This window comes from Cupriavidus sp. GW821-FHT07C08 (assembly GCF_059419025.1).
Map to the genome: position 1 here is coordinate 260,739 of NZ_JBWKQZ010000003.1, position 25,045 is coordinate 285,783.

20 protein-coding genes are annotated in these 25,045 nt (G+C 69.0%); 12 read left to right on the forward strand and 8 right to left on the reverse strand.

The window, feature by feature from the left end:
- Positions 1 to 80: 80 nt before the first annotated feature.
- Both trxA and AC07UK_RS06395 read left to right on the forward strand, forming a co-directional pair.
- Positions 81 to 926 (forward strand): thioredoxin, encoded by an 846-nt coding sequence (gene trxA, locus AC07UK_RS06390; protein WP_436222338.1) that lies wholly within the window; start codon positions 81 to 83, stop codon positions 924 to 926.
- A 69-nt stretch (positions 927 to 995) separates the two neighbouring features.
- Positions 996 to 1,373 (forward strand): cupin domain-containing protein, encoded by a 378-nt coding sequence (locus AC07UK_RS06395; RefSeq protein WP_013957582.1) that lies wholly within the window; start codon positions 996 to 998, stop codon positions 1,371 to 1,373.
- A gap of 6 nt (positions 1,374 to 1,379) precedes the next feature.
- Here AC07UK_RS06395 and AC07UK_RS06400 read toward each other — a convergent pair whose 3' ends face one another.
- Positions 1,380 to 1,820 carry a bacteriohemerythrin gene (locus tag AC07UK_RS06400; protein ID WP_114131860.1) on the reverse strand — a complete coding sequence of 147 codons (441 nt, stop codon included), beginning with the start codon at positions 1,818 to 1,820 and terminating at the stop codon, positions 1,380 to 1,382.
- 123 nt (positions 1,821 to 1,943) lie between these two features.
- Between AC07UK_RS06400 and AC07UK_RS06405 the strand changes: the two genes are divergently transcribed.
- Positions 1,944 to 2,522 (forward strand): P-loop nucleotide/nucleoside kinase family protein, encoded by a 579-nt coding sequence (locus AC07UK_RS06405; RefSeq protein WP_494685975.1) that lies wholly within the window; start codon positions 1,944 to 1,946, stop codon positions 2,520 to 2,522.
- A gap of 15 nt (positions 2,523 to 2,537) precedes the next feature.
- Here AC07UK_RS06405 and tcdA read toward each other — a convergent pair whose 3' ends face one another.
- Complete coding sequence (gene tcdA, locus AC07UK_RS06410; RefSeq protein ID WP_211980047.1) at positions 2,538 to 3,407, reverse strand: tRNA cyclic N6-threonylcarbamoyladenosine(37) synthase TcdA; 870 nt, start codon at positions 3,405 to 3,407, stop codon at positions 2,538 to 2,540.
- Positions 3,408 to 3,618: 211 nt separating this feature from the next.
- On the opposite strand from tcdA, the gene AC07UK_RS06415 reads away from it, so the two are divergent.
- The 9 genes from AC07UK_RS06415 (at position 3,619) to AC07UK_RS06455 (ending at position 16,224) form a co-directional block, all read left to right on the forward strand.
- Positions 3,619 to 5,979, forward strand: a complete 2,361-nt coding sequence (locus AC07UK_RS06415) for an AsmA family protein (RefSeq protein WP_436222340.1) — start codon at positions 3,619 to 3,621, stop codon at positions 5,977 to 5,979.
- Between the two features lie 308 nt (positions 5,980 to 6,287).
- The gene (locus tag AC07UK_RS06420) at positions 6,288 to 7,481 is read left to right on the forward strand and encodes an MFS transporter (protein WP_436222341.1); all 1,194 of its coding nucleotides are present in this window, start codon (positions 6,288 to 6,290) and stop codon (positions 7,479 to 7,481) included.
- Positions 7,482 to 7,626: 145 nt separating this feature from the next.
- Positions 7,627 to 8,265: a pyridoxamine 5'-phosphate oxidase gene (gene pdxH, locus AC07UK_RS06425; protein ID WP_494685976.1), complete on the forward strand. Its 639-nt coding sequence runs from the start codon at positions 7,627 to 7,629 to the stop codon at positions 8,263 to 8,265.
- Positions 8,266 to 8,497: 232 nt separating this feature from the next.
- Positions 8,498 to 9,739, forward strand: coding sequence for a class I SAM-dependent methyltransferase (locus AC07UK_RS06430; protein ID WP_436222342.1), 1,242 nt, complete (start codon positions 8,498 to 8,500; stop codon positions 9,737 to 9,739).
- Positions 9,740 to 9,754: 15 nt separating this feature from the next.
- On the forward strand, positions 9,755 to 10,834 hold the full coding sequence (locus AC07UK_RS06435) for a DUF72 domain-containing protein (RefSeq protein ID WP_494685977.1): 1,080 nt from the start codon (positions 9,755 to 9,757) through the stop codon (positions 10,832 to 10,834).
- A 170-nt stretch (positions 10,835 to 11,004) separates the two neighbouring features.
- Complete coding sequence (locus tag AC07UK_RS06440; protein ID WP_494685978.1) at positions 11,005 to 13,155, forward strand: acetate--CoA ligase family protein; 2,151 nt, start codon at positions 11,005 to 11,007, stop codon at positions 13,153 to 13,155.
- Positions 13,152 to 14,165 (forward strand): tripartite tricarboxylate transporter substrate binding protein, encoded by a 1,014-nt coding sequence (locus tag AC07UK_RS06445; protein ID WP_494685979.1) that lies wholly within the window; start codon positions 13,152 to 13,154, stop codon positions 14,163 to 14,165. Before AC07UK_RS06440 ends, AC07UK_RS06445 begins: the two co-directional genes overlap by 4 nt.
- A gap of 14 nt (positions 14,166 to 14,179) precedes the next feature.
- Positions 14,180 to 15,076 (forward strand): SDR family oxidoreductase, encoded by an 897-nt coding sequence (locus tag AC07UK_RS06450; RefSeq protein WP_436222346.1) that lies wholly within the window; start codon positions 14,180 to 14,182, stop codon positions 15,074 to 15,076.
- Entirely contained in the window at positions 15,073 to 16,224 is a 1,152-nt protein-coding gene (locus tag AC07UK_RS06455) for an acyl-CoA dehydrogenase family protein (protein ID WP_494685980.1), read from the forward strand. The genes AC07UK_RS06450 and AC07UK_RS06455 overlap by 4 nt, the downstream gene beginning before the upstream one ends.
- 47 nt (positions 16,225 to 16,271) lie before the next feature.
- Here AC07UK_RS06455 and AC07UK_RS06460 read toward each other — a convergent pair whose 3' ends face one another.
- Genes AC07UK_RS06460 through AC07UK_RS06485 form a run of 6 tightly spaced genes read right to left on the reverse strand, consistent with a single transcriptional unit; the run spans position 16,272 to position 24,896 of the window.
- Complete coding sequence (locus tag AC07UK_RS06460; RefSeq protein WP_494685981.1) at positions 16,272 to 17,282, reverse strand: tripartite tricarboxylate transporter substrate binding protein; 1,011 nt, start codon at positions 17,280 to 17,282, stop codon at positions 16,272 to 16,274.
- A gap of 53 nt (positions 17,283 to 17,335) precedes the next feature.
- The gene (locus tag AC07UK_RS06465; RefSeq protein ID WP_436222349.1) at positions 17,336 to 19,141 is read right to left on the reverse strand and encodes an acyclic terpene utilization AtuA family protein; all 1,806 of its coding nucleotides are present in this window, start codon (positions 19,139 to 19,141) and stop codon (positions 17,336 to 17,338) included.
- A complete protein-coding gene (locus tag AC07UK_RS06470; RefSeq protein ID WP_436222350.1) occupies positions 19,138 to 21,141 on the reverse strand; it encodes an acetyl/propionyl/methylcrotonyl-CoA carboxylase subunit alpha in 2,004 nt (667 codons plus the stop codon). Before AC07UK_RS06470 ends, AC07UK_RS06465 begins: the two co-directional genes overlap by 4 nt.
- 41 nt (positions 21,142 to 21,182) lie before the next feature.
- Positions 21,183 to 22,028, reverse strand: coding sequence for an enoyl-CoA hydratase/isomerase family protein (locus AC07UK_RS06475; protein ID WP_494685982.1), 846 nt, complete (start codon positions 22,026 to 22,028; stop codon positions 21,183 to 21,185).
- Between the two features lie 34 nt (positions 22,029 to 22,062).
- On the reverse strand, positions 22,063 to 23,223 hold the full coding sequence (locus AC07UK_RS06480) for an acyl-CoA dehydrogenase family protein (protein ID WP_494685983.1): 1,161 nt from the start codon (positions 23,221 to 23,223) through the stop codon (positions 22,063 to 22,065).
- A 53-nt stretch (positions 23,224 to 23,276) separates the two neighbouring features.
- A complete protein-coding gene (locus tag AC07UK_RS06485) occupies positions 23,277 to 24,896 on the reverse strand; it encodes an acyl-CoA carboxylase subunit beta (protein ID WP_436222352.1) in 1,620 nt (539 codons plus the stop codon).
- Positions 24,897 to 25,045 lie beyond the last annotated feature (149 nt).

Genomic DNA, 25,045 nt, shown 5'->3' on the forward strand with positions numbered 1-25,045 from the left:
CACAATAGGGGTATAGATTGCCCTGACTTGCGGCCCGCCCAAGCTGGCCGCTCCCGCCTCTCCCCGATCCAGGATTCCCCATGAGCGACGTCACCCTGCAGAATTTCGAAACCGAAGTGATCGAGGCCTCGCGCCAGGCACCCGTGCTGGTCGACTTCTGGGCGCCGTGGTGCGGCCCCTGCCGCACGCTGGGCCCGATGCTGGAACGGCTGGAGACCGAGGCCAGTGGTCAGTGGAAGCTGGTCAAGGTCAATGTCGACGAGAACCAGGACCTGGCCGCGCACTTCGGTGTGCGCAGCATCCCGCACGTGGTGGCAATTGCCGACGGCGAAGCGGTGGACCAGTTCATCGGCGTGCTGCCTGAGTCTGGCCTGCGTGAATTCCTGGGGCGGCTGATGCCCAAGCCCGCGCAGGTAGCCCTGCATGACGCGCTGCAACTGGCCGCCGAGGGCGACCGGGCCGGCGCCGAGGCGAAGTTTGACGAAGCCATTGCACTCGACCCCGAGACCGACGCCGCCCGGCTGGCCTATATCGGCTTCCTGCTGGACGGCAATGCGATCGCCGAGGCCAGGTCGCAGTTCGAAGCCCTGTCGCCGCAGGCCGAGCAGCAGGACGCCCATGCTGCGCTGCGCATGCGCATGGACGCGATGGAGGGCCTGTCCGGCCTGCCGGACGAGTCCACCCTGAGCGCGCGCATCGCCGCCGACCCGCGCGACCTGGCCGCGCGCCTGGACCTGTCCAGGCTGCTGATCGCGCGCCAGCAGTACGAGCCGGCGCTGGAGCAGTTGCTGGAAATCGTGCGCACCGACCGCACCTTCGAGGACGATATCGGCCGCAAGACCATGCTGTCGGTGTTCGAGATGCTGGCCGACCGGCCCGACGTGGTGTCGCGCTGGCGCCGCCAGCTGAGCACGGCGCTGAACTGAGCGGCCGGGCCGCGGCCCCGGCGAGGTAAACTGGCGGACTCAGTTCCGCCATTTTTCCTGCCATCCGCCATGCCAGCGCCCCGCCTGATCGACTTCAAGACCGAGCCCGCCCCCAGCCACGACCGCCCGCGCCCGGACCGGCTGGTGTCAGGCAACCCCGACCGCACCACCTGGACGCACTACAGCGCGCAGCACGGCGATTTCGACTGCGGCATCTGGGCGTGCGAGCCGGGGGCGTGGCGCATCGCCTTCCCGGCCGGCAAGGAAGAGTTCTTCCATGTCATCAGCGGCCGGATCCGCATCAGCGACGATGCCGGCCAGGCCAGCGACTTCGGCCCCGGCGACGCCTGCGTGATCCCGGCCGGCTTTACCGGGCTGTTCGAGGTGCTGGCGCCGGTGCGCAAGTATTTCGTGGTGATCGACCGCGACGCCGCGCACCCGGCCTGACGGTGCTCAGGCCGCGGTGACGGGCCCTTCGACCAGCGTGAAGCCGTGCTCGCGCATATGCTCCACCATCATCGCGTCCATCGACTTGACATGATGGTCGAACCAGCCCGAGAGCTCGGCCACCAACCGGCGGCCAAGCTGGAACTCGGCATCGGTGTGCACCTTGTCGCGCACCGCGACGGCCACGGCCAGTACCTGCTGGTGCTCGCCCGCATGGCAATGGCGCGGGCCGAAGCCCATCGCCTCCATCCACTGCTCTTCCTGGGCGAAATGATGGCGGGTATGGTCGATCCATGCGTCCATCGCCGCCAGGAAGCCGGCGTCGTCGGCGCCGGCCACCGCGGCCAGCAGCTGCACGAACTCGGCATGGGTGGCGTCGGTGACCGGTTCACCCAGATGGAGGTGGTCCGGCAGGCCGGCGGAGGAGAGCTGGTCTTTGGCGTCCATGGGATTGACGGCAATCGTGGGAGAAAACGGCAAGGATACCGAATCGGCGCGGCCCGGGGCTGATCTGGCGCAAGCCAGGGGTATGCTGTGGGCGATGCGCCCTGTCCGCTACACCTATCCCTCATGCCACGACTGATCTTCTTCTGCGGCCATGCCGGCACCGGCAAGACCACCCTCGCCCACCGCCTGATCGGCCCGCTGATGCAGGCCACCGGCGAACCTTTCTGCCTGCTCGACAAGGATACCCTGTACGGCCGCTACAGCGCCGCGGCCATGGCCGCGATCACCGGCGACCCCAATGACCGCGACAGCCCGGCCTACCTGGACAACCTGCGCGACCCGGAATACCAGGGCCTGCTCGACACCGCGCGCGAGAACCTGGCGCTGGGCATCAGCGTGATCGTGATCGGCCCGCTGTCGCGCGAGATCCGCGCCCACCTGCTGAACGATCCGGCTTGGCTGCACGTGCCAGACGGCACCACGGTGCGCATCGTGTGGGTCCACCTGCCGGAAGACGAGGCGCATGCGCGCATCATCAAACGCGGCAACCCCAACGATGCCTACAAGCTGCACCACTGGGAGGCCTACCGCACGCGGCGCTTCATGCCGGCACCCGAGGACTATCCGGAACTGATCTTCTTCGACAACCAGGCACCCGGCGACGCCGAGATCGACGGGCTGCTGCGCGCGCTGAGCGCCTAAACGGCCCGGGCGGCTTCAGCCGCGCGCGATCTCGCCGATCACCGCCGACGCCGCGACAAAGCCGAACACCGCCGTCACCGCCACCGACGAGCCAAAGCCCGCGCACGCCAGCCCCTGCGGGCCGCGCATGGCTGGCTGGCCCGGCTGCCCGTCCAGCGGCGGCGCCTCGTCGATCTCGCAGGCCTGCTGCTCGGGTTCGGGGTATTGCAGCGGCTCGTCCGAATAGACCGCGGCGATGCCGAACTTCTTCTTCGGGTCGCGCGTAAAGCCCCATTGCTTGCGCAGGCCGGCGCGCACCTTGGACAGCAGCGGGTCCTGGATCGTGCGCGCCAGGTCGTCGATGCGCACGCGCGTGGGGTCGAGCTGGCCGCCCGCGCCGCCGCAGGTGATCACCGGCACGCCCTGGCGCCGGGCCCAGCCCAGCATCCCGGTCTTGACGCGCACCGCGTCGATGGCGTCGATCACATAGTCATAGCCGGCGCCGAGCAGCTCGGGCACGTTGTCCGGCGTGACGAAATCATCGACCTGGGTCACCTGGCAGCGCGGGTTGATGGCCACGATGCGCTCGGCCATCGCCTCGACCTTGGCGCGCCCGTAGGCATCGCCCAGCGCATGGATCTGGCGGTTGGTGTTGGACAGCGCGATATGGTCCAGGTCGATCAGCGTGATGCGCCCGACCGCATTGCGCGCCAGCGCCTCGGCCGCCCAGCTGCCGACGCCGCCAATGCCGACCACGCACACGCTGGCCGCCTCCAGGCGGGCCAGGCCGGCGGCGCCATAGAGCCGTGCCACGCCGCCGAAGCGGCGGTGGTAGTCATCTTCGGCCGGGCTTTCGTGGGTCAGCGGCTCGGGCAGGCCGGCCAGCTCGTGTGCGGCATCGTTCATGCTGGAGGAATCGGGTCGATGGAGATCGGCAGGTCGGCGCCCGGCTGCAGCGGGGCAAGAATCCGGCATTTTCCGGCGGCGATGTCAGCCAATCCCCGACAAAAGCGGGAAGCGCGCAACTATACAATAGACGTGCAGTGGTCCGTTCGCCGCCCCGCGCTGGCGTGGGCGGCCCCGGCCCTGCCCCCCGCCAGACAGGAGAGCCCGCCTCATGCCCGTGCGCCGCAAGGTTGTTCTGTGGAGTGTGCTGACACCGGTTGCGCTGATCGCGCTGCTGGTGGTCTTGATCCTGACCTTCGACTGGAACCGCCTCAAGCCCTGGCTCAACGACCGCGTCTCGGAGGCCATCGGCCGCCCCTTTGCCATCAACGGCGACCTGACCGTGACCTGGCGCCACGGTGAGGGCGAGAAAGGCTGGCATACGCTGGTGCCGTGGCCACGGCTGTCGGCGCGCGACATCACCATCGGCAATACCGACTGGGCCAAGCAGCCCAATCTGGCGACCGTGCGCGAACTGATCTTCGTGCTGCGTCCGATACCGCTGCTGGCGCACCAGATCGCGGTGCCGACCATTGTCGTCGACACCCCGGCGGTGTGGCTGGAGCGCCTGCCGGACGCCCGCAACAACTGGACCCTTGAGTTCGGCCCCAAGAAAGGCCCGTCCGAATGGGAGCTGGATATCGGCGAGGTGGTGCTGGCGCGCGGCAACCTGGCGCTGGCTGACCAGTTCAAGAAGATCGAGCTGCAGGCGGAACTCGACACCATCGGCGAGAACCCGCTCTATGACAAGGCCCGCGACGGCGCACTGGTAGCACCCGAGGCGTCCCAGGTGCCGCCCGGGCCGCCCGCCAGTGCGGCCGCGGCAGCCTCCGCGCCGGCGGCTTCGGCATCCGGCGCGGCCAGCGCACCCGGCGCATCGGGCCCGCCGGCCTCGGCCACCGCCGCCAACGGCCGCTACGGCGTGCGCTGGAAAGCCACCGGCCGCTACAACGAGGCCACCATCAACGCCAGCGGCAAGGCCGGCACGGTGCTGAGCCTGCGCAACACCGACGTGCCCTTCCCGATCCTGGCCGATGTGCGGGTTGGCACCACCCGCGCCGTGATCGAAGGTACCGTGACCAACCCCGCCCATCTGGCCGCGCTGGACGTGCATCTGACGCTGGCCGGCGACAGCATGGCCAAGCTCTATGCGCTGACCGGCGTGGTGCTGCCGTCCACGCCCCCGTACCAGACCCGCGGCCGGCTGATGGCAACGCTGCGCAAGGAAGGCTCGATCTACGAATACCAGAAGTTCACCGGCCGCGTCGGCGGCAGCGACCTGTCCGGCACGCTGACCTTCACCAAGCGTGACCCGCGTCCGCTGCTGGCGGGCAACCTGGTGTCGAACCAGCTGCGCTTTGTCGACCTGGCCCCGTTGATCGGCGCCGATGCCAAACCCGGCCGCCCCGCCAAGGACAGCCCGGTAGCCCAGCCCGCCGACAAGGCCCTGCCGGTGGCCCCGTTCCGCACTGAGCGCTGGGACGAGATCGATGCCGACGTGCACTTCACCGGTAAGCGCATCATCCGCGATGCCGAACTGCCGATCAGCGACCTGGTCACCCACCTGAAGTTGCAGGACGGCGTGCTGCTGCTGGACCCGCTCAACTTCGGCGTCGCCGGCGGCAACCTGGTGTCGACCATGCGCCTGGACGGCAAGCGCGAGCCGATGGGGGCCACGGTCGACATGACCGCGCGCCACATGAAACTCAAGCAGCTGTTCCCCACCTTTGACCTGATGCGCGCCAGCATCGGCGAACTCAACGGCAGCGCCAAGCTCTCGGCCACCGGCAATTCAGTGGCGGCGCTGATGGCCTCTTCCAACGGCGAAGCCAAGCTGCTGGTCGAGAACGGCACGGTCAGCAAGTTCTTGCTTGAAGCGATGGGGCTGAACGTGGGCAGCGTGGTGATCCGCAAGCTGTTCGGCGACAGGCCGGTACGGATCAACTGCGGCGTCAGCGACTTTGCCTTCACCGACGGCATCGCGCGCGCACGCACCTTCGTGCTGGATACGGACGATGCTGTGATCGAGACTACCGGCGGCATCGACCTGCGCAATGAAAAGCTGGCGCTGACCATCCACCCGGACTCCAAGGGCCTGCGCGTGTTCTCGCTGCGCTCACCGCTGTACGTGGGCGGCACCATGAAGAAGCCGTCCGTCAGCCCCGATATCGGGGTGCTGGCGCTGCGCGCCGGCGGCGCGCTGTCGCTGGCGCTGCTGGCACCGGTGGCGACGGCGGTGCTGCCGCTGGTGGACCTGTCCCCGGGCGGCGAAGACAACCTGTGCGCAACGCTGCTGGCCGACCTGCGCAAACGCCCGGTCGCGCCGCCGCCGGGCAAGACCTACAAGGATCCCAGGACCGGCAAGACCGCCGGCATGACCGCCGGCAAGCCGATCCCGAAGGAAACGCCGGGGACCGCCGCGCAGGCTGACGCCCAGACCCGCCAGCCGGCACGCGCCAGCGAGCGCGAGGAGCGCAAGCCGGCGCCGGCACCGGCGCGCCCGGACAACGATCCCCTGTACAAGGGCGGTTGAGGCGCGTGCAAACCATGGCGCGTCGCCTGGCGGCCACATGTCCGCCCTTGTCTGAAGCAAAATCGCAACACTTTGCCCCGCTGCGACATCCTGCCGCACACAGCCGTTGTGCCGCGCCCACGTCGGGCGCATAATTAAACGGCCATTTACAAGAAGTTTAAGCATGGCAAGCATCGGATGCGGTGCGGGTTCGCCCGTCTGCATCCTTCTGAAGGCGCGGCTGCGGCCGCCCTTTGTTTCCTCTTTGTTTTCCGCCTCGGCACGGCCGCCGGCCGCCATGAGCGCGGTCACCGCGAGCCCCCGTTCCCATGTCGCTGCCGCACGCCGCCGTCCCGCCGATCACCTGGCTGATCGCGCTGACGGTGTGCAACCACGTGGCCTTCAATGCCAGCCGCGTGGTGGTGTCGCTGTTCGCGATTTCCCTCAAAGCCTCCACCGTCACGCTCGGCGTGCTGATGTCGCTGTATGCGCTGCTGCCGATGCTGCTGGCAATCCGCGCCGGCAAGCGCATCGACGAGATCGGGCCGCGCAAGCCGATGACCGCGGGCTCGCTGATGGTGGTGGCGGGCACGCTGCTGCCGGCGCTCTGGCACGACCTCGGCGCGCTGTACCTGTCATGCGCGCTGATCGGCGTGGGCTTCATGCTGGTGCAGGTGGCGATGCAGCTGCTGATCGGCCAGGTCTCCACCAATGAGACCCGGCTGCGCAACTACACCTGGCATGCGCTGGGGCTGTCGGTGTCCGGCACGCTCGGGCCGGTGACGATGGGCTATGTGATCGAGCATGCGGGCTTCCGGCCCGCCTTCATGGTGCTGGTGGCGGTGGCGCTGGTCGGCCAGGCCGGCCTGCAATGGCTGCGTCCGCGCCTGCCGGCGCAAGGCGGCAATGCCGGGCGCATCGCCATCGAGAACGGCAGCCGCCGTTCCACGCTGGACCTGCTGCAGCAACCCGAGCTGCGCGCAGTCTTCATCGCCAGCGCGGTGCTGTCCGCCGCATGGGACCTGCACGCCTTCCTGATCCCGATCCAGGGCTCGCGCATCGGCCTGTCGCCGTCATCGATCGGCTGGGTGCTGGGCGCTTTCGCCATGGCCACCTTTGCCATCCGCGTGGCAATGCCGGCGGTGTCACGCCGGCTCTCGGAGTGGAAGATCATCCGCAGCGCGCTGCTGGTGGGCGCGCTGGCCTACCTGGCCTACCCCTTCGTCACGCACTTCTGGCTGATGTGCGGGCTGGCCTTCGTGCTGGGCCTGGCGCTGGGCAGCGCCCAGCCCAATGTCATGAACATCCTGCACACGGCTTCGCCGCACGGCCGCGCCGGCGAGGCACTGGGCCTGCGCTCAGCGGTGCTCAATACCAGCCAGGTGGTGTGGCCGCTCACGTTTGGCGTGGTCGGCACGGCACTGGGCATGCTGCCGATCTTCCTGTCGATGGCGGGCGCGATGGGCGCGGTCGGTTACTACTCGCGGCGCCAGGGGCGCAAGGTGCTGCCGCCGCCGGTTTAGCCCCCGCGGCAGGTGGCGCTGCCGATACGCTTGTCGCCACGCAAATGCGATCCCCGATGCATTCGCTATACTCGAATCAGCCGGACCTGCGGCCCCCGCCCCCGGGCGCACCGCGCATCCCGACCGATATCCTGATGATTGCGACATGACTCAACTTGCCGACCTTCGCCGTACCTATGTGCTGGGCTCTCTGTCCGAAACCGACGTAGCGCCCGACCCGATGAGCCAGTTCAAACGCTGGTTCGACGAGGCGGTCATGGCCAAGCTGCCCGAACCCAATGCCATGACCCTGGCCACGGTCGACGCCGACGGCCAGCCCTCCGCGCGCATCGTGCTGCTCAAGGGCATCGACGACCGCGGCTTCACCTTCTTCACCAACTACGAAAGCCGCAAGGGCCTGGACCTGGCGGCAAACCCGCGCGCGGCGCTGCTGTTCCACTGGGTGCAACTGGAGCGCCAGGTACGCGTCGAAGGCCACGTCGAGAAAGTCTCGGACGACGAGAGCGACGCCTATTTCGCCACGCGCCCGCTGGGCTCTCGCGTGGGCGCCTGGGCCTCTGAGCAAAGCCGCGAGGTGCCCGGCCGCGACGTGCTGGAGCAGCGCGAGCAGGAATACCGCAGCAAGTTCGGCGAAAACCCGCCGCGCCCGCCGCACTGGGGCGGCTACCGCCTGGTGCCGACCGCGCTGGAGTTCTGGCAGGGCCGCCCGTCGCGGCTGCATGACCGCATCGCCTTCCGCCTGCAACCCGGCGGCGACTGGCAGATCGTGCGGCTGTCGCCCTGAAGCGGTTGGCGCGCACCTGAACATGCGCCAACAGCGCCGAACGGGTCGGTAGTGGAGTCTTCTGGACGGTGCGCTGCACAAGCTGCGGAATTGGACTAAAGTGAGACAGGCGTCGCTTGGCTACTCTTTTCTTGCAGCGTTCGCGATGGATTGGGCAAGGTTCCAGCTCAGTACCAACCTTGCCTGATGCCTCGGCCGAAGCGTGTGCCGCAACCATCAGGAGGTAAAGCGCATGTTTTTCAAGCAAGCCCTGGAAAAGCAACTCGACAACTGGATCGCCGACCTGCGAGAGAATGCCAATCTGCCGGTCAGCTTGCGGCTGTGGAATGGCACCGAATACCCGCTCGGGCACTTCGACAAGCCGGCTGTCACGCTGACCGTACGCGAGGCCGCGGCCCTGCCGCTGCTGCTGACGCCGAGCCTGGACAACCTGGGCGAAGCGTATGTGCAGGAGAAAATCGACTTCGAGGGCAGGCTGACGGACATCATCAAGGTCGCCTACGGCTTCTCGGCCGCGGCCACCCACCGCGCCGGCGGTGCGCTGTTCAAGGTGGCGCAGCACTTCACGCATACCAAGCAGGAAGACAAGAACTCGATCCAGTACCACTACGACGTCTCCAACGACTTCTACAAGCTCTGGCTCGATCCCAACATGGTCTACTCCTGCGCCTACTTCGAGCACGGCGACGAAGACCTCGCCACGGCGCAACTCAAGAAGATCGACCACATCCTGACCAAGATCCGGCTGCAGCCGGACCAGACGCTGCTGGACATCGGCTGCGGCTGGGGCGCGCTGGTGCTGCGCGCCGCGCAGAAGTTCGGGGCGCGCTGCGTGGGCATCACGCTGTCGCAGAACCAGTTCGACCTGGCCACCGAGCGCGTCAGGGCCGCGGGCCTGTCCGACCGCATCGAGATCCGGCTGCAGGACTACCGCGACACCGCCGGCACCTTCGACCGCATCACCAGCGTCGGCATGTTCGAGCATGTGGGCAAGGACAACCTGCCCGGCTACTTCAGCCGCATCCGCGAACTGCTGGCCGACGACGGCTATGCAATGAACCACGGCATCACCTCGCCCGACCCGGACAACGGCGCGACGCCGATGGACGGCGCCGAGTTCATGGACCGCTATGTGTTCCCGCAGGGCGAGCTGCCGCATATCGGGCTGGTGCTGCGCACGCTGCAGCAAGGCGGCCTGGAAGCCTTCGACGTCGAACTGCTGCGCCGCCACTACGCGCAGACGCTGCACCACTGGGCCGACAACTTCGAGGCCCGCGGCGACACCATCCGCGGCCTGGTCGGCGAGAAGAAGTACCGCATCTGGCGGGTCTACCTGGCCGGCTGCGCGCATGCCTTCGACACCGAGAAGATGTCGATCTACCAGGTGCTCTGCCACAAGGCCGGGCTGCCAGCCGATACGCTGCCGTGGTCGCGCCGCTATATCTACGACCAACCCATTGGCCGCAACGACTGAAGGCAACGCTGGCGATTGACTGAAGACCTCTTTGGCGGGCTGCCCCTGCCCACCCCACCCGCCCTTCCGGAACGGCCCGCCTCCCACCCGGGCGCGGCCGTCCCGCCCGCCCCCTCCGGCAAACCCGCGCGCGGCAAGAGCGTGCAACCCGCACAGGCGAATGAAGCCTTGCGCGCGCTCGCTGTGCAGCTGCCATCGAACCTGTACTTCGGCACGTCCTCCTGGGCCTACCCCGGCTGGAACGGGCTGGTCTATGACGGCGAGTACGGCGACAGCCTGCTGTCGCGCAAGGGCCTGGCCGCGTATTCGCGCCATCCGCTGCTGCGCGCCGCCGGCATCGACCGCGGCTTCTACGGGCCGATCCCGCTGGCGGACTACCTGTCCTACGCCGCGCAGGTCCCCGATGGCTTCCGCTTCCTGGTCAAGGCGCCCGCGAGTGTCTGCGATGCCTGGCTGCGCGGCTCCGACGGCGCCGGCCGGCTGGCCAACGCCGCCTTCCTGGATGCGGAGATCGCGGTGCGCGACTTCATCGTGCCTGCCACCAGCGGGCTGGGCAGCAAATGCGGGCCGCTGCTGTTCCAGCTGTCGCCGATGGGTCCGCTGGCCGACAGCGCCGTGTTCCTGGAACGGCTCGACGCCTTCCTGGGCGCGCTGCCGGCGCTCGACCCGTCGATCACCCCGCATGCGTGCTACACGGTTGAGCTGCGCGACCCGGCACTGCTGACGCCGCGCTACATCCGGCTGCTGCGCCGCCACGGCGTGCGCTTCTGCCTGTCGGCACGCGACCGCCTGCCGCCGGTGCCGCGCCAGGCCGCGGCGCAGGCGCTGCTGGACGAGGAAGCGCCGGGTCCGCTGGTGCTGCGCTGGATGCTGCATGGGGGCCGGCCCTACGCCTACGCGGAAAAGCTGTACGCACCCTTCGACCGCATCGTCGACGACGACCCCGACACCCGCCATGCCATCGCCGATGTGGTGGCGCGCACGCTGCGCGCGGGGCAGCCTGCCATCGTCATTGTCAGCAACAACGCCGAGGGCTGCGCGCCGCTGAGTTGCGTGCGGCTGGCCGAGGCGATCATTGCGAGGCTGGCGCGGTGAATGACTGACGGCCGGCGCACGGTGACCGATAGGCCGCTCCCGCAGGCAAGGGCCGCCAATGCCTGAAGACTTGTGCACAATGTGCACAGCCGGAGACCATGCGCTTGTCGCCAACCACGTGATCGGCTTGAATCGGGGCACCTTCCGACCGAGGAAGGATGGAGACGACGATGCCCCTTTCCACTTCGGCGCGCGCACCGGGCCGCGCCGCCCTGCCGCAGCTGCTTGATCCTGCCTCGATAGCCGTGATCGGCGCCTCGCGCGATACCAGCCGCATTGGCGGCGTGGCGTTGGACCACTTGCAGCGCCTTGGATACCAGGGCCAGGTGTATCCGATCAATCCGCGCTATGCGGAGATCGCCGGCCTGGCGTGCTATCCCGATATCGAATCCGTGCCGCAGGTGCCTGACGTGGCGGTGCTGGCGCTCGGCGCGGACGAGGTGCTGCCGCAGTTGCAGCGCTGCTATGCCCGCGGCGTCCGTGCCGCCATCGTCTACGCCTCGGGCTTTGCCGAGGCCGGTGAAGCTGGTGCCGGGCGCCAGGCCGCACTTGCGGCCTTCGCCCGCGAGAGAGGCATGGCGATCGCCGGACCCAACTGCATGGGGCTGGCCAACCTGACCACGCGCGCCATCACCGCATTTGCCACCACGTTCCGCGCGTTCCCGCCGCAGGACGGCCCGGGTGCCGTGAGCCTGCTGACCCAGAGCGGCAACGTCTGCGCCATCGTCTACGCCACAGGCAGGCAGATGGACGTGGGCTTCCACCAGTTCATCAATACCGGCAACGAAGCCTGCCTGGACTATTCGGATTACCTCGACTACCTCGCAGACGATCCGCAAACCGCGGCCGTGGTCGGTTACGTGGAGGGCCTGCGCAACGGCAGTGGCTTCATCGAAGCCGCGGCGCGCCTGCGCGCGGCAAACAAGCCACTGATCCTGCTGAAGGCCGGCGAAAGCGAGGCCGGTTCGGCGGCCACTCAATCCCATACCGCCGTGCTGGCCGGCAACCAGGCCATCTACCGCGCCGCCTTCGCCCAGATCGGCGCGATGCAGGCGGGTGATCCGACCCACCTGACCGACCTGGCCTACCTGGCCGGCTTCCGCCATCGCAGCGCGGGGCGCCGGGTGGTGGTGGCTTCCGTGTCGGGCGCGATGGGTGCCCTGTCGGCTGACCTGCTCAGCGCTGCCGGACTCGACGTGCCGCGCCTGCCCGAGGCGGTACAGCAGCGCCTGCTGGCGGGCGTGCCGGAGCTCGGCGCGGTGGCGAATCCCGTCGACCTGACCGGCCAGCTGTTCAACCGCAGCGGCCTGGCCTACGCCGTGCTCGACAACCTTGCCGCCACTGACGGCATCGACGTCATCTTCCTCTACGCCACCGCCTACCTGCTGGATCGCGTGGCCGACGAGCTGATCGAGGTGGTGGGCAAGACCGATCGCCTGATCGTCGTCGCCACCACGGGCGAGCCGGCCAGCCGCGCACGGCTGGCTGGTGCCGGTGTGGCGCTGTTCCCGGATTGCGCACGCGCGGCCCGGGCCCTGGGCACGTACGTGGGCTGGCTCGGCACGGCGGCGCCGACCTCGCACTGGATGGCGCTGCGCGCGCAGGCCGGCGGCGACGCGGCCGCCCGCGCGCCTTCCGGCGCCATGGACGAGCACCAGGCCAAGCAGTGGCTGGCGGGCTTCGGCGTGCCGGTCGGCGCGGAGGCGGCCGCGGCCACGCCCGAGGACGCCGCGCGCGCCGCCGAAGCCATCGGCTTCCCGGTCGCGGTGAAAGTGCTGAGCCCGGACATCGTGCACAAGACCGAGGTCGGCGGCGTCCGGCTGGGACTGGCCAACGCCCAGCAGGTGCGCGAGGCGGCGGCCGAGGTGGCTGCCGCCGCCGCGCAGGCGCTGCCGCAGGCACGACAGCGCGGCGTGCTGGTGCAGCAAATGGCGAGCGGCGTGTGCGAACTGATCGTCGGCGTGACGCGCGACCCGGTCTTCGGCCTGGCCATGACGGTAGGCATGGGCGGGATCTTCACCGAGATCTTCCACGACGTCGCGCACCGCCTGCTGCCGGTGGACCGCGCCATGGCGCGCGACATGCTGGCGAGCCTGCGCGGCTACCGGCTGATGACAGGCTTCCGCGGCAAGCCCGCGGCCGACATCGACGCGGCGGCCGACGCGATTGCCTCGCTCTCCGACGCCGCCATGTCGCTGGGCGACAGCCTCGCCGAAATGGAAGTGAATCCCATGCTGGTGCGCGCTGCCGGGCGCGGTGCCGTCGCCCTCGACGCGCTGGTCCTGATGCAGCCTCAGAACCCCGAGGGAGGTGCGCAATGACGCGGGATATCACCAGACCCGGGATCGTGGACGGCCGCCGCCGCGACACGCTCACGCTGCTGGCAATGGGCGCCCTGGCCCCGCTCGGCGCCCTGGCATCGCGCAAGGCACTGGCGCACAGTTTTCCCACCCAGCCGGTCACGCTGATCGTCCCCTTCGCGGCGGGCGGCGCCACCGATACGCTGGTGCGCACGCTGGCCGATGGCGCGGCCAGGACGCTGGGCCAGCCTGTCGTCGTGGAAAACCGCCCGGGCGCGGCGGGCGTACTGGGCGCCAATGTCGTGGCGCGGGCCAGGCCGGATGGCTACACCCTGACCGTGATCCCGGAACCGGTGTTCCGGCTGCCTCACCTGCAGAAGACGCAGTTCGACCCGCTGCGGGACTTCACCTATGTGATCCACCTGACCGGCTACACGCTGGGGGTGGCGGCGCGCGCCGACGCGCCATGGAAATCCTGGCAGGACATGGTCGAGGATGCCCGGCGCCGTCCCGGCAAGATCAGCTATGGCAGCACCGGCACCAACGGCACCATGCATGTGACGATGGAAGAGATCAGCGGAAAGCTCGGCATCGAACTCAACCATGTGCCCTACAAGGGCGAGTCCGAGATCATCACCGCAATGCTCGGCGGCCATATCGACCTGGCGGTCACGGCCGGCGGCATCGGTCCCTATGTCGACAGCGGCAAGGCGCGCTGGCTGGTGCTGTGGACCGCCGAGCACTCGCGGCGCTGGACCCGCGTGCCAACGCTGCGCGATGTCGGCATCGACATGGTGTCGACCTCGCCGTTCGGCATCGCCGGGCCCCGCAACATGGACCCGCAGTCCGTGCAGGTGCTGCACGATGCGTTTCGCAAGGCCTTGAACGACCCCGCCATGCAGAAGGTGCTGGAGCGGTTCGACCAGGAGAGCGCCTACCTGAACAGCGCCGACTACACCGCCTTCGCGCGCCAGCGCTACGAGAGCCAGGGCAAGCTGGTGAAGCGCCTCGGCCTGACGGCCAATCCATGACCGCGGAGACCACCATGTCCTATCGTTCCGTATTCCATCGCGGCCTGTTCGTCGGCCGCACGGTGCTGGTAACCGGCGCCGGCAGCGGCATCGGCCGTTGCACGGCACACGAACTGGCCAGTCTTGGCGCACGCCTTGCGCTGGCCGGCCGCAAGCTCGAGAAGCTTGAGCAGGTGCAGGCCGAGATCATCGCCGTCGAGCCCGAAGCCGCCAGCCGCATCACGCTGCACAGCTGCGACATCCGCGACGAGGCCCAGGTGCGCGAGACCGTAGCCGCCGTGCTGGCCGCGCACGGCGCCATCAACGGCCTCTTCAACAACGCCGGCGGGCAGTTTCCGTCGCCGCTGCGCGATATCAGCCTGAAGGGCTGGGAAGCCGTGGTGCGCAACAACCTTACTGGCGGCTTCCTGGTGGCACGTGAGTGCTTCACGCAATGGATGGAAGCCAACGGCGGCGCCATCGTCAACATCATTGCCGATATGTGGAATGGCATGCCGGGCATGGGCCATTCGGGTGCCGCGCGCGCCGGCATGCTGTCTTTCACCGAGACCGCCGCCTGCGAATGGGCCGCTGCAGGCGTGCGCGTGAACGCGGTGGCGCCAGGCTGGATCGCTTCCAGCGGCTTTGACACCTACCCGCCGGAATTCCAGGCCAAGATCCGCCAGCTGGCGCGCAAGGTGCCGCTGCAGCGCCTGGGCACCGAAGCCGAAGTCTCAGCGGCGGTGGTGTTCCTGCTCTCGCCGGCGGCGGCCTTCATCACCGGCTCGACCATCCGTGTCGACGGCGGCGTGCCCAACGCCAAGCACACCTGGCCGCAGCCCGAGCACCAGCGCTCGGAGCCTTTCAACGGCTTCCCGCTCTACACGCTGCCGCAGTGCCTGACGCCAGCCACCAAATCAGAGACACCATGACCCTGCAACCGCCAAATCCACGCTACTACAGCGCCGACCACGAAGCCTTCCGCGCCAGCGTGCGGCGCTTCTTCGAGAAAGAGGTGGCACCCAACGCCGAGGCCTGGGACGAAGCCGGCAGCTTCCCGCGCGAGCTGTACCGGAAGGCCGCCGCAGCCGGCCTGCTGCAGCCGGGCTTTCCGGAAGCATACGGTGGCGCCCCATGCGATGCCTTCTATCGCATGATCCTGTTCGAAGAGCGCGCCTGGGGCGGCTCGGGCGGCATCGCCTCGGGGCTGTTCTCGCACACCATCGGCGCGCCACCGATCGCCGCGGTGGGCAGCGAGGCGCTGAAGGCGCGCGTGCTACCGCAGATCCTTGCCGGCGAGAAGATCTCCGCGCTCGCCATCACCGAGCCCGACGCCGGTTCCGACGTGGCGCAGCTGTCCACCAGCGCGCGGCGCGAGTGCGGCCACTACGTGGTCAACGGCACCAAGCTCTACATCACCTCCGGCATGCGCGCGGACTACTTCACGGTGGCCGTGCGCACCGGCGGCCCGGGTTCCGGCGGCGTGTCGCTGCTGCTGATCGAGGGCGATACGCCGGGCCTGACGCGCACGCCGCTGAAGAAGATGGGCTGGTGGGCGTCCGACACCGCGCAGCTGTTCTTCGACGGGTGCCGCGTGCCGGTGGAAAACCTGATCGGCGAGGAGGGCAAGGGCTTTGCCGCCATCACGAAGAATTTCAACCACGAGCGGCTGGCGCTGGCCGCGGCCGCCTGCGGCTATGCGCAGGTCTGCTTCCATGACGCGCTGGCGTGGGCGCGCGAACGGCGCACCTTCGGCAAGCGGCTGGCCGACCACCAGGTGGTACGCCACCAATTGGTGGACATGGCCACGCGCATCGAATCCACGCGCGCCCTGCTGGACGACCTGGCCGCGCGCCTGGATGACGGCGCCGCGCCGGTGGCGCAGATCGCAATGGCCAAGAACATGGCCACGCGCACCTTCCAGTTCTGCGCGGACCGCGCGGTGCAGTTGCTGGGCGGGATGGGCTATATGCGCGGCAGCCGGGTGGAGCGCCTGTATCGCGAGGTCAAGGTGATGATGATCGGCGGCGGCGCCGAGGAAATCATGAAGGACCTGGCGGCGAAGCAACTGAGCCTGTAGCAAGCCGCGGACGGTGCCGGCAGGTGCCGTCCGCAGCCGCCTTCCTCTTACTCCAGGCGCAGCCCGCCCTTCTTCACCACTTCACCCCATCGCACCGCTTCGGCCTTGATGAACGCCTGGAACTGCTCCGGCTTGCCGCCGACCGGATCAATCCCATAGTCGATCAGCCTTGCCCGTACGTCAGGCTGCTGCAGGACCGCTTCCATTTCCCGGGCCAGCTTTGCCTGCACCGCCGGCGGCGTCATCGCCGGCGCGATCAGGCCGATCCAGCTGCCTGCCGTGACGCCCGGATAACCGGCTTCGGCCATGGTCGGCACCTCCGGCGCGGCCGGCCAGCGCGTCGGGCTGGAGATCGCCAGCGCGCGCACCTTGCCCGCCTTCACCTGCGGCATCATGGTCTGCACCGAATCGAAGATGATGGCAACCTGCCCCGAGAACAAATCAGGCAGCGCCGGCGAAATGCCCTTGTAAGGCACGTGCGTCATCTGCATGCCGACCGACTGCGCGAACAGCTCGCCCGCCAGGTGCGCGCCGGAGCCATTGCCGCTGGAGGCAAAGGTCATCTTCGCGGGATTGGCCTTGCCCCAGCCCACCAGCTCTTTCACCGTGGTCGGCGGCAGCTGCGCGCTGGAGACCAGCAGCAGCGGAATCCGCCCGATCATGCTGACGCCAGTGAGGTCCTTGAGCGGGTCATAGCCCATCTTCGGATACAGGCTGTGATTGATGGCGTGCCCGGCCACCACCACCAGCAGCGAATAACCGTCTGGCGCGGACCTGGCGACGTTCTCCGAGCCGATCATGCCGTTGGCGCCGGGGCGGTTCTCCACCACCACCGGCTGGCCGATGCGTTGCGCCAGCTTCTGCATCACCAGCCGCGTCACCGCGTCTGACACACCACCGGGCGTGTACGGCACGACCACGCGGATCGGGCGGTTGGGATAGGCGTCGCCCTGCGCCATGGCGGGCAAGGGGCCGGCGAGGCTGCCTGCGGCCAGTCCTGCGAACAGGCCCAGGCATAGCTGGCGCCGGATGCGCGCTTCGGGCTTGGGTCGGGTCATGTCTCCTCCTGGTTGCGCGCGCCAGTGCCGGCACGCAAGGTCTCTGGCCGGGTCTATGCCCAGCTGCGGGGTACGGAAAGCGGAAAGTCCAGCAGCAACTGCGCGTAGCTCTTGCCCAGCGGGTCCGAACGCAGGCTGGCCACGCCGCCACCGCCCAACGCGCCGTGCATCAGGAAGTTCAGCGCGTGCAGGCCAGGCACGTCAAAGCGCTCGACCTCGCCCTGCACCAGGTGGGCAAAGTACGCGCGCACGGCTTGCGGGGTGAGTTGCTCGCGCAGCAGTGCCAGGTACTCTGGCTTGCGGGCGATCACGCCGATGTTCTCGTCATCGCCCTTGTCGCCGCTGCGCGCATAGGCAAGCGTGACCAGTGGCCGCTCGACGCGCGGCTCATGGAGGAGCGCAGGCGATGCCGGCGCGTCGAGCGCGACCGGCGGCTCCTGCGCCGCGCTCGCTGCGGCGTTGGGCAGCAGGATCTCGCCAGCCTCGAACTCCACGCGCATCGGCACCTCCGACTTGGGCACCAGGAAGGAAAACACCTTCACCACGGGCTGGATGTCGACCCGACCCGCAAAGGAAGAGCGCGTACCGGCCGCCATGGACGTCCCCGCGGAAGAGCATTCGCGCTGCAGGAAGCTCAGCCCCCTGGCGAGCGGATGGCGCGCGCCGATGCGCAGCACCACTTCCCGCGTCGGCAACGCGCGCGCATGCGGGCCATACTGCGATTCGCAGCCGAGCAGTTCGACCACGGTCTCGGTGTAGTCCGGCATCTGGCGTTCGGCCAGCATGGCGCGGGTGCGCGCCAGCAGCGCCTCGGCGGTGCGGCGCGCCTTGGCGGGGGCATCGATGCCGCGGATCGCCATCATCAGGCTGATCTGGTACCCATCCTGCCAGGTGGCATTGCCCTTGTAGTGCGTGCCGGGTGCCCGGCCACGCGCGCCATGCACGCGTACGCGCCCGGGCTCGACCAGTTCCGTGCGCACCATGCGGAAGTCGCAGGTCACGTCCGGCATCAGGTAGTTGGCGGGATCACCGACCTCATACAGCACCTGCTCCGCGACCGCGGCCGGGTCGATCAGTCCCCCAGTTCCCTCTGGCTTGCTCAGCACGAAGCTGCCGTCGTGCGCGCAGTCGATCACCGGATAGCCCATGCGCTCCCAGCCCGGCACACGCTGCCAGTCGGTAAACAGCCCGCCCGTGGCCTGGGCACCGCACTCGATCACGTGGCCTGCCAGCGTGCCGGCCGCCAGGCGGTCCCAATCGGCCCAGCTCCAGCCGAACTCGTGGGCCAGCGCGCCCACCACGACGGCGCTGTCGACGCAGCGCCCGGCAATGACGATATCCGCGCCCAGCGCCAGCGCGCGGGCAATGCCTTGCGCGCCGGTGTAGGCGTTGGCCGACCAGGGCTCGGTGGTTGGCACCGGATTGCCGGCAAGGTCAGCCAGCCCCTCGGCGCACCACTGCGCGAAGCGCGGCTGCACGTCGTCGCCGCTGACCACCGCGATGCGCGGCGACAGCCCCTGCTGCGCCGCCACCTTGAGCAGTGCGTCGCGGCAGCCGTGCGGATTGAGGCCGCCGGCATTGGCAACGACACGGATCCCCCGCCGCAGGATTTCACCGAGGTTCGGTCCCATCGCCGCGTGCACGAAGTCGGTGGCGTAGCCCTGCGCCGGATCCTTGGCGCGGGCGCGTGCCAGGATCGACATGGTGGTCTCGGCCAGGTAGTCATAGACCAGGTATTGCAGGCCGGGCACCGCCAGCAGTTGCGGCGTGGCGGTGGCGGAATCGCCCCAGAAGCCGGAAGCGCCACCGATGCGCACAGTCTTGCCGGCGCGCACTTCGCCTTGCATGGATTCGCTCATGCTTCTTCCTTTGCGGCCACATCGGCCTCCACCCGCGCCAGCAACGAACCGGCGCTGGCCTGCCCACCGGCGCGCGCGGGCACCTCCGCCACCACGCCGGCAAACGGCGCCAAAATGGTGTGCTCCATCTTCATGGCCTCCAGCACCACCAGCGCCTGGCCCGCTTCCACGTGGTCGCCCTCGGCCACATTGACCGCGACGATGCGGGCCGTCAGCGGCGCCTGCAACGCGCCGTCGGCGTCGCCCGCATCGCGGCGGCGGCGCGGATCGTGCAGCGGGAAGTGCCAGGCGCGGCCGGACTGGAACAGGTGCAGCGCGTGCTTTTCGGCGGCGAACACCAGCGGATAGGCCACGCCGTCGCATTCGACCAGGGCCGTGCCGTTGGCGGCATCGGCGCGCAGCACGCGCAGCCTGCATTCCACCGGCGCGTGGTCTTCACCGCGCTGGCGCAGGCTGACGCGCCAGCCGTCGGCGGACACGCGCAGGAACGCTTCCCAGGCCTTGCCGGCCGCATTCAGCACCACGCTGGAAGCCGCACGCGCAAGCGTGGCCGGCTTGCCGTTGCCGCCCAGCAGCCCCGACGCGGCCAGCGCGGCGCTTGCCGTCACATGCACCGGAGCCACCGGGGCCTGCAGCGCCGCCTGCATGTGGATGTCGACAAAGCCCGTATGCACGTCATTGCCGGCGAATGCCGGGTGCGCCAGGCACGCGGCCAGGAACCCCTGGTTGGTGGGCACGCCCAGCAGCGCGCAGTCCTGCACCGCGCGCAGCAGCTTGCGGCGCGCCTCTTCGCGGTCGGCGCCATGCGCGACCAGCTTGGCGACCATCGAGTCATAGTGGGTGGGGATAGCACCGCCCTCTTCCAGCGCATGGTCCACACGTACATCGAGACCAGCGGCGGGCGGGCGCCAGCGCAGCAGCGGCCCGCCCTGCGGCAGGAAGCCGGCCGGCACGTCCTCGGCGGTGAGTCGCACTTCGATGGCATGGCCGTTGAGCCGGACCTGGTCCTGCGTGACCGGCAGCGGCTCGCCCGCCGCCACGCGCAATTGCCATTCGACCAGGTCGAAGCCGGTGATGGCCTCGGTCACGGCGTGTTCGACCTGCAGCCGCGTGTTCATCTCCATGAAGTAGAAGCTGCCCTCGGCATCGAGCAGGAACTCCATGGTGCCGGCGCCGACGTAGCCGATGGCCTTTGCCGCGCGCACGGCGGCCTCGCCCATGCGCGCGCGCAGCACCGGGCCGACCGCGGGCGACGGCGCTTCCTCGATGACCTTCTGGTGGCGGCGCTGCACGGAGCAGTCGCGCTCGCCGAGATGGATGACATTGCCGTGGGTATCGGCAAAGACCTGGATCTCCACGTGGCGCGGCGCGATCACGGCGCGCTCGAGGATCAGCTCGTCGGAGCCGAAGGCCGCCGCCGCCTCGGAGCGTGCGCTCGACAGCGCCGCGGGCAGCGCCGCCGCGTCGCGCACCAGCCGCATGCCGCGCCCGCCGCCGCCCGCCGCGGCCTTGACCATCAGGGGGAAGCCGATGGACCCGGCCTCGGCCAGCAGCGTGGCGTCATCCTGCGCGGCCCCCTGATAGCCGGGCACGCAGGGCATGTCGGCAGCCAGCATCAGCCGCTTGGCTTCGGCCTTGTTGCCCATGGCGCGAATCGCCGCGGCGGGCGGGCCAACGAAGACCAGGCCGGCGGCGGTGACCGCCTCGGCAAAGGCGGCGTTCTCGGCCAGGAAGCCATAGCCGGGGTGCACCGCATCGGCACCGCTGGCGCGGGCCGCTTCGACGATGGCGGCAATGTTCAGGTACGACTCGCGCGGCGCGGCGGCGCCGATGCACACGGCACGGTCGGCGCAGGCAAGGTGCGGGCTGTGGCGGTCCGCTTCGGAATAGACGGCCACGGTAGCCAGCCCGAGGCGGCGGGCGGTGCGCATGATGCGCACCGCGATCTCGCCGCGATTGGCAACGAGCAGCGTATGGAAGGATCGGCGGGTAGCAGACATGGGAAATCCTGTGAATCTCTTGGAAGATGCGGCCGGCGCGGTCAGCCGGTCGACTGCGCGGCGCGCACCGCCTCGGCATCGAAGCGAACGGTCCAGGCGGCATCGCGCTTCTCGCGGAATGCCGCCACGCCTTCGGCGCCCTCGCGCCGCATGCATTGCGCAAACTGGCGCGAGGCCTGGTCCAGCAGCGGGCCCAGCGGCTCGTGGCCGCAGCGGCCGACCAGTGCCTTGAACACGCGGTTGGCATTCGGGCCGCAACGGCCGATGCGCGTCAGCCACTCGGCAATCAGGGCGTCCAGCTCCGCGCTGTCGCCCGCGATCTGGTCGACCAGGCCGATGGCTACCGCTGCATCGCCGCTGACGCGTTCGCCGGTCAGGCCCAGGCGGCGCGTGGCGGCAGCGCCCAGCCTTTGCACCACAAAGGGAGCGATCTGCGCGGCGACAATGCCCAGCGTGGTCTCCGACAACGCAAAGCGCGCATCGCGCGTAGCCAGCACGATATCGGCCGCGCAGGCCAGGCCCATGCCGCCGCCCATGGCCGCGCCCTCAACCGCGGCGATCACAGGTACCGGCAGCACGCTCAGGCGCTCCATGAAGTAGCCGAACTGGCGGTTGCGCGTGGCGACCGGATCTTCCTGGCTGGCGTCGGCATCGAGCCGGGCCTGGAAGCTGCCCACGTTGCCGCCTGCGCTGAAGCTGCCGCCGGCGCCGCGCAGCACCAGCGCGCGGACGTCCGGATCGGCTTCTGCCTGCGCCACGGCGGCGGCCAGCGCGGCCACCACTTCGGGCGCCAGCGCGTTGCGCGTGGCAGGGATATTGAGGGTGGCGAACAGTACGCCGCCGGCGCGGCGCACGATCACGACATCGTTGTATAAGCTGTCAGGCATGACGATCCTGGCTGGTGGTTGGTTCAGGATCGCGTCAGCCGCGCGACATCAGGCCCATCTGCTTGGCAATGACCTGGAGCATGACCTCGTCCGCCCCGCCGCCGATCGAGCCCAGCCGGAAATCGCGATAGGCGCGCGACGCGTGGTTGTCCCACGTGTAGCCCATGCCGCCCTGGAACTGCATGCACCAGTCGGCCACCTCGCGCGACAGACGCCCGGCCTTGAGCTTGGCCATCGACGCCAGTTCAATCACATCGCCCCCATTGATATAGGTCTGCGTGGCCATGTAGACCAGCGCGCGCAGCGCCTCCATCTCGGTCTTCAGCTCGGCCAGCTTGAACTGGATGAACTGGTTGTCCAGCAGCGGCTTGCCGAAGGCGATGCGCTGGCGCAGATAGTCGGCGGTCTCCTCGATCAGCGCGTTGCAGGCCAGCCGGCGCGCCGCGCCGTTCAGCCGCTCTTCCTGGAACTGCTTCATCTGGTAGATGAAGCCCATGCCCTCGTCGCCGATGCGGTTGCGCACCGGCACGCGCACTTCATCGAAGAAGATCTGCGCGGTGTCGGAACACCACATGCCGAACTTCCTGATCTTCTGCACTTCCACGCCGCGCACGCGCTTGCCGTCTTCCCTGAGCGGCACCACGATCAGCGACTTGTTCTTGTGGACCGGACCGTCGGAGGTATTGCACAGCAGGCAGATCCAGTCGGCCTGGGTGCCGTTGGTGATCCACATCTTGGAGCCGGAGATGACATAGTCGTCGCCATCGCACACCGCACGGGTCTTGAGCGAGGCCACGTCGGAACCGGCGCCGGCTTCGGACACGCCGATCGAGCACACCATGTCACCGGCGATGGCAGGGGCCAGGTAGTTGCGCTTGAGTTCGTCCGAGCCGAACGCGGTCAGCGCCGGCGTCGCCATGTCGGTCTGCACTCCCACGCCCATGCCAACGCCCTGTGCGTGGGCATAGCCCAGTGCCTCGGCGGCGGCAACGGCGTAGGAGAAGTCGAGCCCCATGCCGCCGTATTCGACCGGCTTGGTGATGCCGAGGAAGCCAAGGTCGCCCATCTTCTTGAACAGTGCATGCGCCGGGAAAATCTCGGCGGCTTCCCACTCATCGACGAAGGGATCAATCTCCGCCGAGACGAAGCGGCGGATGCTGTCCATGATGTTGCGGTGGTCTTCCGTGTAAAGCATGGTGGTCTCCTGGTGTCTTGTTCGTTTGTGACGTGTCGGGATGGCGGCGGCGCTTAGAAGCGCCCGACACCAAACTGGATCGCATGCGGCTTGCGCAGGCTGGCCTCGCGCGCGGTGGCCAGCACGAAGGCCAGCACGGCGCGCGTGTCGCGCGGGTCGATCACCCCGTCGTCCAGCAGCAGCCCGCTGGTGACGAAGGCGCTGGCCTGGCGCTCGAAATTGGCAACGATATCGGCGGTCTGGCTGGCAAGCTGCGCCTCGTCGACCGGCACGCCCTTGCGCGCGGCCTGCTGGCGCGCCACGATCTCAAGCGTCATGGCGGCCTGCTCGCCGCCCATCACGGCGGTGCGCGCGTTCGGCCACGAAAAGCAGAAGCGCGGCCGGAAGCCCCGCCCGCACATGCCGAAGTTGCCCGCCCCGAACGAGGCCCCGCAGTACAACGTGATCTGCGGCACCGTCGAGTTCGACAGCGCCTGGATCATCTTGGCGCCATGCTTGATCATGCCGGCCTCTTCCGAGGCGCGGCCGACGATAAAGCCGGTGGTGTTCTGCAGGAACACGATCGGCGTGTCCGACTGGTTGCATAGCTGGATGAACTGCGCGGCCTTGGTGGCGCCAGCCGGGTCGATGGGACCGTTGTTGGTGATGAAGCCAACCGTATTGCCTTCGATGCGGGCGTGGCCGCACACCGTGCCGGGACCATAGTCGGGCTTGAACGGCAGCCAGGCGGAGTCGTCGACGATGCGCGCGATCACCTCGCGCATGTCCACCGGGCGCTTCATGTCGAGCGTCATCACGCCGTCCAGCTCTGACGGATCGAGCCGCGGAGGGCGGGCGGGCTGCGCGGGCTCCGTCGCCACGGTCGGCCAGTCCAGGCTGGCGACGATGTCGCGCGCGGTGGCAATGGCGTGCTCGTCGTCCTCGGCCAGGTATTCGGCCAGGCCGCTGACCGTCGCATGCAGGTCGGCGCCGCCCAGCTCCTCATCCGTGGCGATTTCGCCGGTGGCGGCCTTCAGCAGCGGCGGTCCCGCCAGGAAGGCGCGCGCGCGATTGCGCACCATCACCACGTAGTCGGACAGCCCCGGCATGTAGGCGCCGCCCGCCGTGGAGGAGCCATGCACGACCGTGATCACCGGCAGCCCGGCCGCGGACAGGCGAGCCAGGTTGTAGAACAGCGCGCCGCCGCGCACGAACTTGTCCACGCGGTACTTGCGCAGGTTGGCACCGGCCGATTCCACCAGGTGGATGAATGGCAGCCGGTTTTCCAGCGCGATCTCCTGGCAGCGCATCAGCTTCATGTTGCCGGCCTCGGTCATGGCACCGGCGTCGATGCCTGAATCCGTGGCAAGCACCATGCAGCGCACGCCGCAGACGAAACCGATGCCGGCCACCAGCGAACCGCCGGGGATGGAGGTCTCGGGGTCGGGGTCGTCCATGCCGAAGCCGGCCAGCGTGGCCATCGGCAGGAACGGCGCGCCTGCGTCCAGCAGGCGGCCGATGCGCTCGCGCGGCAGCAGCGCCCCGCGCTTGGCAAAGGTGGGCCGGGCGCGCTCCGAGGCGGCTACGGCACGCTGTTCGAGGCCATGGAGGCGGTCGATCAGGGCCTGCATGCCGGCGCGCTGGCTGGCGAAAGCGTCGGAAGATGAGTCGATGCGTGAGTCGATGGGAATCATGGCGCTTGCGTGAGGTTCCGTAATGCATGGATTGCAAACCACCACGCCGCCCGGGACAACCGCAATCACTCAGGTTGTGCATAATGTGCACAAGCCAGAAACCCGGGACGCGGGGCGCGGCATCCGCCACCCCCAAAGCGCCCCCCGAC